A 16,824-nucleotide genomic window follows, 5' to 3' on the forward strand; every position below is an offset into this window, starting at 1 on the left:
ACAATAATGTTTGAGTAGCTGTAACATCCTTTTGATTGAGTAGTTACGCTATTTGATTCATCTTAGGCTAAGCAGATAAACAGAAAACTAAAGTCTTTTGTTTATCTTTGCATACTTCCGTTCATCAAAATTACCTTTTATAGTTTCGTCGCAAAAAACGGCTTTCTTGTGGTGCTACATGCACTTACAAGAAAGCCGTTTTTATTTATCTCTCTATGTTTAGACCTCTATGATTCCTAATCCTAACTCTGGCGCTTGCATGTTCATTACCTTCAATCTGATGGTTTGTTGAAGGTATTTTTCAATTACATTCAAATACTCTTCGCCCAAGTATGTAAACAAACTCCCTTTACAAATCCATCCTATCAATGAATTTCATACCTTCATAAGCTGTTCTTTTCATAGTTTGCGATAAGAAACTCCGCGTCTTCGATGTCATCGTCCATATCTATGCGGTTAGTTTCTTTTAAAATCGCCATGCTCTTCTTGGCCAGCACGATGAGTCCACTGATTTCTTTTTCATAAAATTTTTGCTTTAGAAAAAGAAGTAGGCACCAAAGGAAGAAGAGTGGAACGGCAAAAAACAAGACTAAAAGCGAGATGGAGACAAATCCCGGCTCCTGTGCTACACGAGCGACGAGGGCCATTGTCGGTGCTTTGAAGATTTCGGTCTTGATAAAGAAATAGCCTAGAAACCCCGTAATAAATCCAATCGTAGCCAGTTTTTGTTCTGCACGCTTTGGTTTCGCCTGTGTGACACCTGCTTCTTGCGTCAATATGTCAGTCAAATAACGAAACTGCGCTAACTGTTGATTCGTAATGCGATTATGAAACGAAAACTTCATCTTCTTCTCCTCCTAAAATCCAAATCGGTCCTTATAATCCTCAATCAGAAATTCTGCGTCTTCGATATCCTCTTCTAAGTCGTCGCGTCCAGCTACTTTGAGCGATGCAATCGCACGTTCCGCAAAGGGTATCAGTTCGCCAAGTTTACGTGTCAGTACTTTTTTAGACCAGATTCGGTACAGAAGAAAAAAGAATACCAAAAATAAGGATAAAGAAATAAATGGGAAGATTAGAAAAACCACACTATTTTCTTGGGCGAACTTACCAAGAAAATACTTAACGGGTAGCCCAAAAATCCCTGTACGCATCACTAGGATGAATAAAAACATGCCCGCAATCATTTTGATGAATGCTATTTTGTCGACTAGTCCCGGTAGTTCATCATCCATTCCCGCCTCTTTCATTAAGTAGCTTGTCAACTCACGGAAGTTCACTAACATTTTTCTCGTCGCAACGTCTTTAAATAGAAATTTAAACATACTATTCTCCTCCTAGAGCGATTCCTTTTTGTGCCAAATTCTCCACACATTCTTTGTAATACGCATCATCATGCTCTTTGTATAACGGACTCTTCCACTCACACGTCACAACTTCGGTATACGGCGGACACACTTTTCCCCGGTACGACGCCTCTTTCCATAGAGGGGTCACATTATACCCACGGCGCTCCATTTCATCCATAATCAACGTATGGTACTGATAAAGCACATACGGGCTATAAGTAAACACATAGTCCACCGTTGCGTGCTTCTTGCCCCATCCATTTCCTCTAAGGGCACAACATTCACGGTGTTGCCCCAAGAGTTGCGGACGCGGAAGCTTTCCAATCAAGTCTTCATGCCATAATCTCATCCATCTTCCTCCTAAAATCCAAATCGGTCCTTATAGTCCGCCATCAGGACTTCTACATCTTCGATATCCTCTGCCAGTTCCGTGCGCCCCTCTTCCTTCAAGCGAGCGACCACCTGCTCAGCAAAAGTCACTAAGTTTTTTAATTCTCGTTTTAAATCCTTTTGAATCCATAATTGATCTAAAAATAAGACCAAGAATACACAGAGCCCCATAAAGAGAGCGGGAATCCCGATAGAAAACCATCCAAACTGTTCCAACAATGTCTGAAACGGAACCCACGTAAACGAACTCCGATAGAAAATAATGGCAAGTGCCAGCACGACAACCGTTGGCACAACAGGATTTCGTTCCACTTTAGCCGGAACCTCCTCTGTCAACTCTGCCTTTTCAGCTAAAAACTCAACGATTTCACGAAAACGACTGACCGTCTTCTTCGACAGAAAACTTCTAAACAACTGATTCACTGCCTTCCCCTTCCTGGAACATGCCTTTTTACTTTATTTCCCAATTATATCATCTCCGCCCCCACTTCGCCTACACCCCCATGAATTTATCGGATGATTAAGAAAAACACCCTTCCGCAGCAAACTTTCCAGCACCCATCTCCCTCTAAAACCACCACACCGCATTGTTTCCCTTCCCAAGACCGGAAGGCAAGCTCTGCCATGCCCCGTCCCCTCATCAAGCACAAAAGGAACACCCTGCTCATCCTAGCCCCGAACCCCATCAAAACGCACTCTCCCGCCTCATCGAAGGAAAAAATAAAACAGGTTGACACTGCGCGATTGGAAACGACCCCTCCTCGGATTCTATAGTAACAACAATAGCGAACAGTAACCGATGTGAATTAGAGGGCGATTTAAGACATTCGCGTTTCTCCCTTCCAAAGACCGGAAGGCAAGCTCTGCCACGCCTGTCCCCTTCACAAACTCAGAGAAGTAACCAGCCTGGCTCATCCTAGCCCCGCACCCCATCGAAACGCACTCTCCCGCCTCATCGAAGGTAAAATAAAATCTATTGATTCAAAGCCGTATCGTTGGCTTAAAAAAGCCCTCGGGGACTCTATAGTGAGAATAGTAAAGAAAAAGCAACCGATGTGAATTAGAGGGCGCCAGGAATTTATTCCTAGCACCCTCTTTGAAGCTCGGTAGGATTGAGACCTAGGCTCAATCCGATGCCTTTACTATCATCACTATGAAGATGTCCCCCGAGGGCGATTTAAGACAACGTCTTAACCTTCATTTTCATCGAATCAATAGATTTTATTATAGTTCTCTTCGTCCTTCGATGGCGCGGAAGAGAGTCATTTCGTCTGCGTATTCGATGTCGCTGCCGACCGCTAGCCCATGAGCCAGACGCGTTACTTTGATGCCCGCTGGCTTGATAAGACGGGACAAGTACATGGCAGTCGCTTCACCTTCCGCTGTCGCGTTGGTGGCGATTATAACCTCTTGGATTTCCGGGTCCTGCAACCTCGTAATCAGCGACGTAATATTAATATCATCCGGCCCCGTCCCTTCCATCGGAGACAATACCCCGTGAAGCACATGATAGAGCCCTTTATATTCCTTCATCCGCTCCATACTCATCACATCTCGGGCATCTTCCACCACGAGAATTTTCGTACGGTCGCGCGTTGTATCCGCACAAATCTCGCACGGATCCTCTTGCGTCACATTGCCACAAACCGAACACATTCGTAAGTCACGCTTGCAGCTAATGAGAGAATTTGCAAAGTTTAAGACGTCTTCTTCACGCATATCCATGCAGAAGAAGGCAAGTCGTGCAGCCGTCTTCGCACCAATCCCCGGTAGCTTCATAAAGCTATCCATCAATCGTGCAATCGGTTCTGGATAATGCATGCTCCAACCTCCATTGATTAAAATCCTGGGATGTTTAATCCTTTAGTGAATTGACCCATTGTTTGGTCGTTGGCTTTTTCTGCTTGCGTTAACGCATCGTTTGTCGCCATTAACACTAAGTCTTGTAATAATTCTACATCCTCTGGATCAACTGCTTCTGGTTTGATTTCCACGTTTAAGACTTGGCGTTTTCCGTTTACCGTTACTTTTACCAAATCACTTTGAGAAGTTCCAGTGTATTCTGTTTGGTTTAACTCTTCTTGTGCTTGTGCCATTTGTTTTTGCAATTTTTGCATTTGTTTCATCATGCCTTGCATATTTCCCATTCCACGCATGGTTGTACCTCCGTTAATTCGTATTTTTCTATTCTTCAATTTGAACGAACTCTTCCCCGAAAAGCTCAATCGTATCTTGTACTTTTTGTTTAAATTCTTGTTCTTCCTCAGAAATCGACTCTTCCACAACAGGTGCCTCTGTCACATGAGAGACCGCTTCGCCTTCTTTATTCTTCTTGCGCTCGAGAACGAAATCAGAACGAATTTGTTGCCACTGTTCGCTCGTGACTCCAACAAAGGTTCCGCTGTAGCCTCCGAGGCGTTCGAGATGTCCTTGAACTTCTTCATGGAATCCTACAGTCGTCTCGGCCAGTCCGCAAATATGTTCATACATAAATTGCATCACAAACCCATTTGGCCCTGCAGCAACCGGTTGTGCTTGGTTCATCAGCGCTCGTTGTTGTGGCGTTAAGCAGCTGAGCAAGTCGCCCCATAAGTCGCGCACCTTTTCGATGTCTTCTTTGGTAGCTTCCATCAAAATTTTGTTCACGGCCGACACATTCGGCTTGAAGCTTGCTTTTGGTGCTTTTGCAACTGGTTTTGGCGGAGCCGGTTGCGAAGAAGGAACGTTTCCTCCTTGCATCAATGCAGCCATTTGTTGTCTTAACTGCGCGAGTTGTTGTTGCAATTGCTCCACTTCCTCGCTACTTGGCGCTTCTATTGTTCTAGGCGAAGCACTTGTTTGTGGTTGTGCCATTTTAATCGTTAAGACTTCAAGTGAAATCGTTGGTTTCGTCGTGAAGCGCATTTCTTGTTGCGTTTGGTTTAAAGCTTCCACAAAGCGGTATAAAAAGGCGGCATCCACTTCGTCTTTAAACTGCAAGAAGCGTTCGCTACGACCGACTGCCTCACCACTTTGTTTGGCTACGAGGAGGTCTCTGGCAAATTCTAGCCATTCTTCGACTAATCGGCTTGCTTCTTTCCCCATTTTAAAGAGCTGTTGTAAGCTTTCCAACGCTTCTTCTGCCTTTTGCGCTTGTAAGTCCGCTACAAAATCAATCATCAAGTCATCCGTCAGGCTTCCTGACACTTGAATCGCTTCTTCAAACGTGACTTTCCCGTCGCCAAATGAAATCATTTGGTCGAGTAAACTGAGGGCATCCCGCATTCCCCCGTTGGCACATCTAGCCACTACACTGAGGGCATCTGCTTCGTACGGGATGCCTTCTTGGTCTAGGATATACGCCAATCGGTCGATAATTTCTTGGGACGTAATCCGTCTAAAGTCAAACCGTTGCGTCCGAGAAATAATCGTCGCTGGAATTTTATGCGGTTCCGTCGTTGCGAGAATGAAGATGACCTTTTGAGGCGGTTCTTCTAAAGTTTTTAAGAGTGCGTTGAACGCTCCTGTTGAGAGCATATGCACTTCGTCGATAATATAAATTTTGTATTCGGCTTGCGTTGGTGCATAACGCGCCTTGTCACGAATATCACGGATTTCTTCAACCCCATTATTGCTGGCCGCATCGATTTCGATCACATCGCCAATCGTTCCGTTTGTGATGCCTTTACAGATTTCACATTCGTTACAAGGTTCGCCGTTTTTTTGGTTTGGACAGTTAATGGCCTTTGCAAAGACCTTCGCGGCACTCGTTTTTCCTGTCCCACGAGGCCCTGTAAATAAGTAAGCATGACTCGTTTTTTGATTACTAATCGCGTTTTTTAACGTATGCGTCACCGCACTCTGCCCGACCATATCATCGAACGTTTGTGGACGCCATTTTCGATATAATGCTTGATAAGCCATATTACTTCCCTGCCTTTTTAAAAATTTACAGTTCTATTCTAGTATAGATTCTTCAAAAATTCTACTGTTCGACGCGTTTCATCGGCGCCTGTAACGTCTGAATAAAGCGACTTTCTGTCCCTTTTGGAACAATGAGGGATAGACGGTGTTTTGCCCTTGTACAAGTCGTATACAGCATCATTTGTTCTTTTGCGGTATGATACGCTTCATCGGTCGCATTCCAAATGATCACTTCGTCAAACTCCATCCCTTTCGCCACTTGAATCGTCGTTAATACAAAGCGACTTCCAAGAGACTCACTGCTATCTTCTAGAAGCGCAATGTCTTCCACGTTTAGCAATTGATGTAAGGCTTTTGCTTCTTCCATCGTTCGACATAAAATCGCCGTTGTGTGATAAACTTTGGGACTTTCTTCTAATAAGCCTTTCAAGCGCGTCAGCTGCATGCCATCTGCATCGCTATACAGCGTTACTTCGCTTCCCGTACGTGGGAATACATTTTTATCGAGTGGCCATTTTAAAATTCCATTGGCAAATCGTGTAATTTGTGCGGTACAACGATAGCTGATTTCAAGTGAGCGATTCATCAAGGTCCGATTTGGAAAGACGAGTTCGACCAGTTCTGGATGGCGCGCTCCTAATGTGAAAATCGTAGAAGACGTCGTAAACGACTGGTAAGTGTCTCCAACAACCGTGAATTTCGCACGGAAATAAAAATTCGATAAGGTGCCTAACCATAATAAGGACACATCTTGCACTTCGTCGATAAAGAGATGACTATACCCCACATAATCGCGAACCGGAGTGACTCTTGTCGCCACATATTGCAACAGACGAATCCCTTCTGCCGTCACTTGGAGGCGAGACCCTTCTATTTTCTTCAACGGAATTGGCGCATTGTCCATCTTCTCTAGTTCTTGTCGGCGCGCTTTAGCTTGCGGCATCCATTGTTGAACCAAGTAGGCGATGTCCACGAATGCGAACATTTCTACTTGTTGCGTCACTTCAAGCACTTCTTTTTCGAAAACTTTTTGTCCAAGCACTTGGAAATACTCTGCCTCACTCTTCGTCTCAACATCCTTCATCAAGACTTCGATTTGCATCGCATTCATAGACTCGTAGACGGCTTTGGCCTTCTCGGACATAAAGAATTTATTGAGACGACGTTTTAAAGTACGCTCTAAGACGGTTTGCATTTGCGTTAATTGCTGATGCAATGGTAAGGTCACATTCACATTTTCAGTGAGTTTTTCGTAGTCTTTCATCGTGAAGACCGCTTGTCCTTTAATCCCGATTGCTCGATACGGTAAGTCTTTCGCCGTTAGCCCTTGGAGATTGCGATGAACGAGTGCAATCCACTCACTATCCGTTAAGTACACTTTACGCGTTGGTACTTGGCTTAAAGTCGTTGTTTTATGCAAGTACATCTTGCGGTATAACTCAATCGTATGTTGCGCAAGTGTTTGTTGGTATAACTCGCTTCCCGTTAAACTTGGGATCACATGCGATACGTATTTTGCAAAGAGTTGGTTGCGTGATAGGAGCAACATATCGCTCATCCGCTTATCTTTGGCTTGATACATCAAATATGCAATGCGTTGTAGTAAAATCGTCGTTTTCCCACTTCCGGCACACCCATTCACGATGAGCCAGTCTTTCGGGTTCAGACGGATAATTTCATTTTGTTCTTTTTGAATCGTTGCGGTGATTCCTTCTAAATGCCCATCCTTATTCGTCGGTGCACTTAAGGCCTCCATTAAGAGCGATTCTTCATTTTCAATATCATAAACAGACTGTAAGGTTCCTTTTTTGATGACGATGTCGCGTTTTAGGAAGGCTTGTGCTTTTTGCGCCCCATTTGGAGTCTCGTAATGGAGCTCTCCTAAGGTTCCTTCATAAAACAAACTTGCGATGGGTGCTCTCCAGTCATACACTTGCACTTGATCTTCTTCATCAAAGAAGGTCGCTGGTCCAATGTACATTTTTTCTACTTTTTCGTCTTTTCCAAATTGAACGTCAATTCTTCCAAAGTACGGAGATTCTTTTTGTCTTTCTAATTGCTGGATTCCATACTGAATTGTATCTTGTCTAGTGATATCCAGGTCGCGTTCTTGCAGACGTTTTTCTTCGAATGCAATTTTGTCTTCCATTAGCTTTTTCACACCTTCTAGATGTTTAGCTTCTTCTTGGAAATTCTGGTTCTTCATGCGACTCACTCTCCCTCCACTGGATATTCTTTCTCATAAAAACAGGCTGAACCTCTGGTCCAGCCTGAATCTTCTTCTATGTACATACAGCACATAGCGAACATTACTTATAGCTGCTTCCTTCCGGACCTGACTCGATTCATAAGTTCGCTATTGCCATATGGCCTAACGGCACGTATTATTATACAAAACTTCTTTTTGAAAAGCAAGCAGATAACGCTTGAGAAAGAAATTATTGGAAACTACTAAATAAAGGGCGCAAATGAAACTATCCCATCGGTTTTGCGGTTAAATGCTGGGAGTATTCCATACATAGTGTTCTCTTCTTAAAAGCACACCCTTCGGGGGTTGATTTCTTCGAATGCTTGCGGATTATTTTTATAATCGCTGTTACGGGGCACCGGATCGAGCCTCCTTGAGTCTCTCACCTTTAAAGCCTCAAAGGAGGTGTACGGAATGAATTCCTACACCTCCTAATTCGCATTTAATGCACTTCCCCGTTACTACGATTATAAAATCCGCAAGCTTCTTCGAAATCAACGTGAAGAAATAAATAGGCTGCTCCCTAGCGCAAACGATGGAGTTTTTTGCCTCTCTATTTTCATTTCTTTTTCAAGTGAATTTGCTTGGTTTTCTAAAATAAAACCGTGCCGAGGGATGGCAAAAGAGACACTAAAAAAGATAGTCCCTCCCGAAGGAAAAACTATCTAGTTTATTCACTTGTGCTTACTGATGGTTGGCTTTTTTTGTTTCTTCTCTTTCATCGAAAAATAACATCAATGGGAGTAACGTCCACAACAGATTCCCATCGAATACACTTAGTCATGATTCGCCTGTATATAATTTCAGCCCTATTCGAAGGATTAAGGCTAACACGTTTACCACTATGGCTAGCGTAAATAATTGTTTGGCTAATTGAGAATTTTCTTTTTGTTTTGGTTTTTCCATGTTGAACTCTCCTTACTTGCTTTTCGTTATATTTATTAAAGCATTTTAAGGAGCCTTGCAACAGGCACTTTTGTCATTGCTTTATATGACTAAAGTCATGGTTGTGTCGATTTCAAAGGAACTGCGAATTCTATAATAGCAGTAATGTGTTCCGAAGAAATCAACCATATAAAAAACAGCAAACCAGATTGATTTGCTGCTTGTTCTCTAAAATAATTTATGCTTTGGATGGTTTGGATAAGAAGAATAGGTAAAGTCCAAAGGCTAATTTAATAAAAGCATCGATATAGGCGATGGTCACGAGGGAGCTTTGAGGAGAAAGGTATCCGACCGCTGCATTGATCACGCATGCCAATCCTAGGAAGATCATTGATTTTCCATGGACGAAGTAGTATGGGAAGAAATGGATCCCTGTTGCAAGAAGTGCACCTAACCAGATGAGTCTCCAGTTTTCTGATTCGAAGAATGGTCCTCCTAAGAGTACAAGTAAAATGAATAAAAGAATCACTGAGTATAACGATACTTTTCGTTGGAAAGGCGTTGAAGGTCCGTCCGAAAACTTATGAAGGACTTTTTTATTCAGATTGATGGAAAAGAAACTCACCACATAGCCGATGCTGAAGACCTGCATATTAATGATTTGTTCTCCACCTACAACCGTCGCGAGTGCAATCACGAATGCGACCGCAATAAGCCATAAGCCACACGCTTTTTTGTAGTTGAATTCTAATGTTTCTCCTTTGTTATAACCTAAAAATGACATCCATATTCCTCCAGTTCACTTTGAAACTTTTAACAACATTTTCTATTCTACTCCTGTGAAAATGAGAATTCAAACGTCGCACTTTATTGTTTTAAATCACTAAATTCATGCTCTGTTGATTTTGAGGGAACTGCGGAAAATTAAAAAACAGCACAACCTCATAAGTAAAGCTGTGCCTGGTTTTAGAAATTAAAATAATGCAGTTAAAGCAGATGCTAGACCGAAGAAGATTCCTGGTGCGTTTGCAGCTGCTAACGGAATATCACGGTTGGGTTTGAAGAGTCCATAGTACACCCATAATGAGCAGTTCAATGCGGCAACGAGTGGTTGAATGAAGTCCCCTTTATTCCCAGCTAAGTTGTTCATAATTTGAGGGATATACGCAACATACATCGCAACGGACATACAAGTCGCAATCCAACCTAATACTTGCGTTTGTTTTTCTGATAATTTCATACAATCTGCTCCTTTCATAAATTATGTAAAATAATATATAAAATGAAAACAATTTTCAAGCATATTCAATCGGTTACAACTTTAAGTTTTTATTAAGAGAAAACAAGCACAGCTCCTACTCGGATTGCTGTGCTTGTTTGGCTTCTTGTTTTCGTTTTTTATTGCGTTCACGAAGACCTTTGAAGAATTGCTGCAAAATTTCCTTACATTCATCTTCCAAAATGCCTTGTTCCACTTCGACTTGATGATTAAACCGGCTATCTTGGAGCAGATTCATAAAGGTACCAGCCGTCCCTGCTTTTGGGTCGAAGGCTCCAAATACCACTTTCTTCATCCGCGCGAGAATCATCGCTCCACTGCACATCGGACAAGGTTCCAATGTGACGAAGAGTTCACAGTCTTCGAGTCGCCAGCTTCCAAGGTGCTGGTTTGCCTGGCGAATCGCTTTGATTTCAGCGTGAAGGGTGGCGTCTTGTTCCTTCTCGCGTAAGTTGTGGCCACGACCGATGATTTCACCATTCAGGACGACAACCGCCCCGATTGGCACCTCTTCTTGGTCATAAGCTTTCTGCGCTTCCTTCAACGCTTCCCTCATAAAGAATTCTTTTTCCTGAAGTTCCATATTCTTACTGATAGACGCGCTTAGTCACAACTAGGCTGTGCGGTCTCTCAAACTCCTTATCTAAGTAGTCTTGATACGTCCCTGGGGAAATAAACCCTCGGGCGCTTAAAATATCCGTTCCTGCTTTTCCGACAATCGTATCTGCTAGTAACACGCAGTTTGTACTCATCACAAAATACGTCTTGAATTTTGAAGAGACGAACTTATACAATTTCGCGTCCGCTTCTTGTTTTAACTTGTACGCATACATTGGTTCGACTTTATCGATTCCTGGATGCGCTGGTTTCACAGTTTGTGGTGGGTCCCACGGCACTGTAAGCGACATGAGTTTTTCAATTTCTTCATCGATGGCTTCCAGTTGTTCTGGTGACAAGGCCAGTCCATAGCCGAGTAAAGTCTTATGATTTTCGCGTTTACAAAATTCGATGTATTTTTCACGGTCGGCACTGAAAAGCACCCCATCCCCCATCGTTCCAAACAGGCGCTCCGAATTCGTATCGTAGTTCCCGTAGGAAGTAATGCGTCCCTTATAACAAATATCGACATGCCCGATTGCCCCAAATCCGTCTTTGGTGACGTGAATAAACATTTCTAAGTTTGGCTCTGCATTTTCTTTCGCACGGTCGTAAATTTCCGAAGCTGTTTCGCCTTCATTCAGCTCGAGGGCATCATTGATTTTTTGCAAAGTCACTCGCGGAATAATCGCGGCTAACACAAGCGGTAGCCCTTGACGAAAATGCCGGCGCAACACTTTCTTCCCGACTTCTGCCTCAAAGAACCATCCATCCCGAAGATTGCTAATCCCGTGCCCAATCAAATAAAGGGAGAGGAAGAACATTTGCAATTTACCGTTGCCTCCAAGAGCGATTAACGTAGCTATCCCGACAACAGACAGCCAAATCGTATCCCAAAGTAAACGAAGACGCGGATGAATCCCGTCTTTACGGTAAATATAGTACGTCACTCCGCTAATGCCGGCGTTCATGACTTCATTGAGCCCCATCAATATACTGACAATACTGATTGGAAGGGATAGAAAAAACTGATTTCCCGCCAAGTAGGTATAGAGCACTAATTTGCCTGCATTCATCCACAGCGGATCTTTGGCAGCCGCCTTACTAAACCACCGGAACAGCAGATTCCACAACTCACGACATGCTAAAAATAGCAGAAATAGACGTAGCATCAATTCCGGAAAGCTCGGCCCAAAGTAAAGAAGTAAAACCCCAACAACAAGAAAGCCGGCCCCTTCCAAAAGAAGCTTTTTTCCTGTGATGCCTAAGTCACTAATTTTCTTCAAATGGATCCCCTCTCTCGTCATTAATTCCTAAAATCTACACTATAATTCGTTTTTTAATTGTTCTAGGAGCACCTGGCATCCGAGCGTGACATCGCGGTACGTTGCTTCAAAGTCTCCGGTATACCACGGATCGGCAATATCACGCTGAATCCCAGCCACTTCTAGGAGTCGTCCTACCGTAGCATCCGTTTTCCCATCGACAAAGCTATGGATATTACGCACATTCGACGCATCCATTCCAAGAATGTAGTCCGCATCCAAATCTGTTTCATCCAACGTCCGTGACACAAGCCCTTTTGCGGAAATACCATTCTCCTCGAGTTTCTTACGAGTACCGTGGTGAACTGGATTTCCATGCTCCCACGTACTTGTCGCCGCGGAATCTATCGTAATTTTATCTTCCAATCCTTCTTCACGAACCATTTTTCTAAATACCGCTTCTGCCATCGGAGAACGACAAATGTTTCCTAGGCAAACAAATACTACCTTCACGCGCTTCCCTCGCTTTCCATTCTTTCCCTTCATTGTAACAGACGAGCCAACCCCTTCGCAAAAAAATGTCTGTGTGGTGCTCGAACGAAATCAACTGCTCTCATAAACTCTGTAAAAGAAAAACAAGATTACTCCAAATCCTTGCGGATTTTCCGTAATCTTGTCTGTAATCTTTAAAAATCTAATGTTGGTTTTTCAGAAAAACCTATTCCTGATTCTTGCATGATAGAAGTAAATAAAACAAAACTAATCGTAGTCTCTGGCAATTCTCTAATTCTAGAATACCCTTTGACCACCCAATCTTCTGCCAATGCTTTTTGCCCATAATATTCACAACATGAAATCACAGAATTTTGAGCATGTCGTTTAGTAATTTCTTTTGATTGATATCTTTGCGTACTCTTTCCTACTGCACTATATATTAATGAGTATATTTGAGAAACTGAAAAATGTTCCAGTAAATTTTCAAATACCGATATAGTTTTATCACCTGGATTAAACGAATATCCTACTCGTCTCATTTGAAATAATAGGTATTCCAAACATTCCTCTAGCGCAATTCTTTTCCACATTTCATAACAAAACTGTAGAACTCCATCCTCGCCACTAAAATCTGGATATAGCAACCTTTTTATCATTGCACCATAATCTAAATCTTCGGCTTCAATATTAATTGAATAACAAACCTTATAAATATCAAAATGAATACTTTTTTTAGTATAATCCACTTCAAAAGCGTGTATATTCGACATACCGTGTATACCTATAATCCGACCATCAATCAAATGTTTTATAATTTCTGCTTCAAAGGCCTCTGATGGAGCTAGTGTTTTTTTCTTCTCCTCTAAAGGTCCGATATATTCATTATTCTCTGATAAAGAACTTCTTAAAATAACCGCTAAATATAACCTGTCTTTTAGGCTTAACTCTTTTTCAGGAATTAGTTTTTGCCCAGAAAACTTTACATTATTTAATATAAATGCTCTTTTTTCTTCAAGTAATCTTTCTTTTTCTTTAATTTCTTTAATTTTTTTCATTTCTTTACAATTTTTGCAATTACACAAACTAGAATTCTTATGTTTACATTGGATACAATAAGTTTCATTGAAACTAAGAAGTGAAGGTGAATTCTTTGATTGCCACGGACTAAGCATTGGTACATTGCAATATGGACAAATTATCTCACTATTTACAGGTGGAAATAAGGCAAACAGATGAGAAACACTTACTTTAATCCTGTATTTCTTTATTAAGTCTGCAACCTTTTCTCCTGCATAATACTCTTGAATCAGTTCCCATATTTGATCATGTGTCAAATGAGAAATTCTATAATCCAATTTTGTGAAATTTAATTCTTCTTTTTCTACATCCAAATTTATCCCTCCAAATTAAAACACTCATTTCTAAATCAAAATAATTATATACGAAAAAATGTAAACGTTTCAATCGTTTTTTTGATTTTCTTTTTCTCTCTCCCTTTCTTTCGGATGAAGCAAAATCCATTTGAAATAAGGTCCAAAGGCGTAGAATAAACGGAAGACCAAGGAATTCTATAGTGGCAACAATAAGGAGGTGCAACCAATGTGAAATACTGACTCTGGAAATTTATTTCCTAGAGTCAGTTTGAAGCTTGGTAGGAACTGAGACCTTGGGCTCAGTCCGGTGCCCTTATTGTAGCAACTATAGAGACATTCCTTCGGTCTGGAGTTTATTCGTAAGCCCTTTGGCTTTGTACCTCTTTTTTCAAATGAATTTTGCATCCTTCGAAAACAAAAAGTGGTGGACAGCCGTCCACCACTTTTTCTATTCTACTGTAACTGACTTGGCAAGGTTACGCGGTTTATCCACGTCTAAACCTTTCCCTAGAGAAGTGTAGTACGCGATTAATTGCGTTACCACTACAGATACGATTGGTGCAAGTAGGATTGGCACCGCTGGAACGATGATATCGTCGCCTTCTTGTTCAACGCCTTCCATCGCGATTGTTGTTACGACAGCACCACGAGCTTTCACTTCTTGGATATTTCCGCGAGTGTGGCTCGCTACAACGGGTTCACTTAATAATGCGATGACTGGAGTGCCTTCTTCGATTAGGGCGATTGTTCCGTGTTTTAATTCCCCTGCGGCAAAGCTCTCTGTTTGCACGTATGAGATTTCTTTTAATTTCAACGCTGCTTCCATCGCTACATAGTAGTCTAAGTGACGACCGATGTAGAAAGCATTGCGCGTTTCTAATAAGCGCTCTTGAACTAAGTCTTGAACGGCTTGTTTGTCTGATAATACGCTCTCGATTGAAGCGGCAACGACACCTAATTCATGCTTCATATCAAATGGAGCCACTAAGCCTTTAGAAGCGCGTAATGCGTCTGCTAAAACCGCCATTACTGCGATTTGTGCTGTGTAAGCTTTTGTTGAAGCTACGGCAATTTCAGGACCTGCGTGTAATAGTAAAGTATAGCTTGCTTCACGAGAAAGAGTTGAGCCTTTCACGTTTGTGATTGTTAATGATGGGAAGTTTTGCTCGTTCACTTTTACTAACGCTTGACGGCTGTCCGCTGTTTCTCCACTTTGTGATAAGAAAATGAAGAATGGTTTTTGTGATAATAATGGTTGGTGGTATGCAAATTCGCTTGCTAAGTGAACTTCTACTGGAATTCCAGCAAGTTGTTCGACTAAAGCTTTTCCAACCCATCCTGCATGATAGCTTGTTCCGCAGGCAATCACGTAAATGCGGTCGCTTGCTAAAATGCTATCTTGGATTTCTTTATCGACTTGTAATTGACCATTTTCGTCTTGGTAGTTTTGGATGATTTTACGTAATACGGCTGGTTGTTCATCCATTTCTTTCAACATGTAGTGAGCGTAAGCCCCTTTTTCTAAATCGTCTGCATCTAATTCTGCAACGAATGGCGCACGTTCTACTGGTTTGCCGTCGATTGTTTCGATTTCTACTGAGTCTGCAGTTAAAGTGATTAACTCTTCGTCTTTGATTTCGATATAACGGTCTGTTTCAGCGATGGTTGCCATTGCGTCTGAACAGATCACGTTGAAGCCTTCGCCAACCCCAACTAATAATGGGCTCTTATGTTTTGCGGCATAAAGAACGCCTGGTTTTTCACTGTCTAATAACCCGAAAGCAAATGATCCACGGATTTCTTGTAATGCGCGGCGGAACGCTTCTTTTCCTGACAAGTTTTCTTTTTCTGCAAAGTATTCTACTAAGTTTACTGCAACTTCTGTATCTGTTTGAGACTTGAAGTCCACATGGCTTAAGAATTCTTTTTTCAATTCGTCATAGTTTTCAATAACGCCGTTGTGCACTAATGTGAAACGACCTGATTGAGATTGATGAGGGTGAGCGTTGTTTTCTGTCGCTGGTCCGTGTGTTGCCCAACGAGTATGCCCAATCCCTGCAAATGCTGGAATTTCTTCATCCACTGCATCACGAAGATTTTGAATACGACCCACACGTTTCACTAATTGTGTTGATCCATCTTCATCCATAATAAATAATCCTGCTGAGTCATATCCACGATACTCAAGCTTTTCTAATCCGTTTAATACTACTGTTTGGATTTTTCCATGTCCAATACATCCTACGATTCCACACATAATGTTTAACTCCTTTAATAAGAGGTCCCTCTCGGCGCCTCCTACTTCTGTAATTTTTGATTATGTTTCTGGTGCGTGCTATCAATTTTGTCATTTCCTTACAAAATGGTTTGTATGTAGCTGTAGACTGCACTGCCTTGAGTCATCCGCCGAGTATTTCGATAAACTCATTCCTCGTCACCCGTTTTTTAAAACAGGCCTGGCGCTATCCTTGTCGCTTCCTTCCAAAGCTTTTCATAAATTTTCAGAAACAAGTTCATCATAACCGATGACCCACTAAAAAAACAACTAATTTTCCTTTTTCCTAATATTTTAAAGACCAAACTTCAACAGCAATCGAACTAAAACCGCACAGTTATAACGTTTTTTGGCACTAACCCTCTAAGTACCACTTCATCAACATTTCTTAACTCTTCCCTATTAAAGCTCCATCTCCATTCCGAAACTTTTGTATTTTTAGTTCAGAAGCACACACCCTGTCCTATCCCTCTCTCCTTCAAAAAGACTACCCCTTTGTCGTTGGTGGTGAAAAGCACACATAACATCCTTTCCCCTCCCTGACTCTCAAAGAGAATACCAGTTTGTCGTATGTGGTGAAATGCACACATGATGTTCTTTTCCTTTCTATCTGAACTATTTCAATTAAAAAAAGCTATTAACCAAGGTTTGGATTCTATAATAGCAATAATAGCGAGTGTACTCGAAACGAATTACTGCCTCTGGGGATTTTATTCCCTAGAGGCAGTTTGAGAGTCGAGAGGAACTGAGACCTTAGGCTCAGTC

16 protein-coding genes and 1 other RNA gene are annotated in these 16,824 nt (G+C 41.9%); all 17 read right to left on the reverse strand.

Translation table 11 applies throughout. The annotated features are described in order from the left end of the window. Positions 1–383: 383 nt before the first annotated feature. The 17 genes from NQ540_RS08750 to glmS all read right to left on the reverse strand — a co-directional run bounded on the left by NQ540_RS08750 (position 384) and on the right by glmS (position 16,041). On the reverse strand, positions 384–845 hold the full coding sequence (locus NQ540_RS08750) for a hypothetical protein (RefSeq protein ID WP_005606312.1): 462 nt from the start codon (positions 843–845) through the stop codon (positions 384–386). A 12-nt stretch (positions 846–857) separates the two neighbouring features. Continuing rightward, entirely contained in the window at positions 858–1,325 is a 468-nt protein-coding gene (locus NQ540_RS08755; RefSeq protein WP_005606313.1) for a hypothetical protein, read from the reverse strand. Between the two features lies 1 nt (position 1,326). Further along, entirely contained in the window at positions 1,327–1,698 is a 372-nt protein-coding gene (locus NQ540_RS08760) for a TIGR02328 family protein (RefSeq protein WP_005606314.1), read from the reverse strand. 11 nt (positions 1,699–1,709) lie between these two features. Further along, on the reverse strand, positions 1,710–2,153 hold the full coding sequence (locus NQ540_RS08765) for a hypothetical protein (RefSeq protein WP_223429362.1): 444 nt from the start codon (positions 2,151–2,153) through the stop codon (positions 1,710–1,712). Positions 2,154–2,963: 810 nt separating this feature from the next. After that, positions 2,964–3,560, reverse strand: a complete 597-nt coding sequence (gene recR, locus NQ540_RS08770) for a recombination mediator RecR (protein WP_005606316.1) — start codon at positions 3,558–3,560, stop codon at positions 2,964–2,966. A 17-nt stretch (positions 3,561–3,577) separates the two neighbouring features. Further along, entirely contained in the window at positions 3,578–3,895 is a 318-nt protein-coding gene (locus tag NQ540_RS08775) for a YbaB/EbfC family nucleoid-associated protein (RefSeq protein WP_039848979.1), read from the reverse strand. A 28-nt stretch (positions 3,896–3,923) separates the two neighbouring features. Further along, positions 3,924–5,642 (reverse strand): DNA polymerase III subunit gamma/tau, encoded by a 1,719-nt coding sequence (gene dnaX / locus NQ540_RS08780; RefSeq protein ID WP_005606320.1) that lies wholly within the window; start codon positions 5,640–5,642, stop codon positions 3,924–3,926. Between the two features lie 61 nt (positions 5,643–5,703). Continuing rightward, positions 5,704–7,848, reverse strand: coding sequence for a HelD family protein (locus NQ540_RS08785; protein WP_005606322.1), 2,145 nt, complete (start codon positions 7,846–7,848; stop codon positions 5,704–5,706). Positions 7,849–7,926: 78 nt separating this feature from the next. Next, positions 7,927–8,013: signal recognition particle sRNA small type (gene ffs / locus NQ540_RS08790), an RNA gene on the reverse strand. A 657-nt stretch (positions 8,014–8,670) separates the two neighbouring features. After that, complete coding sequence (locus NQ540_RS08795) at positions 8,671–8,796, reverse strand: hypothetical protein (RefSeq protein WP_005606325.1); 126 nt, start codon at positions 8,794–8,796, stop codon at positions 8,671–8,673. A 217-nt stretch (positions 8,797–9,013) separates the two neighbouring features. Beyond that, positions 9,014–9,559 carry a DUF6609 family protein gene (locus NQ540_RS08800; RefSeq protein ID WP_005606327.1) on the reverse strand — a complete coding sequence of 182 codons (546 nt, stop codon included), beginning with the start codon at positions 9,557–9,559 and terminating at the stop codon, positions 9,014–9,016. Between the two features lie 189 nt (positions 9,560–9,748). Then, positions 9,749–10,015: a SemiSWEET family transporter gene (locus NQ540_RS08805; RefSeq protein ID WP_039848980.1), complete on the reverse strand. Its 267-nt coding sequence runs from the start codon at positions 10,013–10,015 to the stop codon at positions 9,749–9,751. Positions 10,016–10,130: 115 nt separating this feature from the next. Next, the gene (gene tadA / locus NQ540_RS08810) at positions 10,131–10,637 is read right to left on the reverse strand and encodes a tRNA adenosine(34) deaminase TadA (RefSeq protein WP_005606331.1); all 507 of its coding nucleotides are present in this window, start codon (positions 10,635–10,637) and stop codon (positions 10,131–10,133) included. A 4-nt stretch (positions 10,638–10,641) separates the two neighbouring features. After that, entirely contained in the window at positions 10,642–11,937 is a 1,296-nt protein-coding gene (locus tag NQ540_RS08815; protein ID WP_039848981.1) for a hypothetical protein, read from the reverse strand. Between the two features lie 39 nt (positions 11,938–11,976). After that, a complete protein-coding gene (locus NQ540_RS08820; RefSeq protein ID WP_223429361.1) occupies positions 11,977–12,429 on the reverse strand; it encodes a low molecular weight protein-tyrosine-phosphatase in 453 nt (150 codons plus the stop codon). A gap of 173 nt (positions 12,430–12,602) precedes the next feature. Further along, positions 12,603–13,802 carry a hypothetical protein gene (locus NQ540_RS08825; protein WP_005606338.1) on the reverse strand — a complete coding sequence of 400 codons (1,200 nt, stop codon included), beginning with the start codon at positions 13,800–13,802 and terminating at the stop codon, positions 12,603–12,605. A gap of 430 nt (positions 13,803–14,232) precedes the next feature. Further along, complete coding sequence (gene glmS / locus NQ540_RS08830; protein ID WP_005606340.1) at positions 14,233–16,041, reverse strand: glutamine--fructose-6-phosphate transaminase (isomerizing); 1,809 nt, start codon at positions 16,039–16,041, stop codon at positions 14,233–14,235. Positions 16,042–16,824 lie beyond the last annotated feature (783 nt).

Origin of the sequence: Granulicatella adiacens ATCC 49175 (assembly GCF_025150565.1) — a bacterium.
Taxonomy (GTDB): domain Bacteria; phylum Bacillota; class Bacilli; order Lactobacillales; family Aerococcaceae; genus Granulicatella; species Granulicatella adiacens.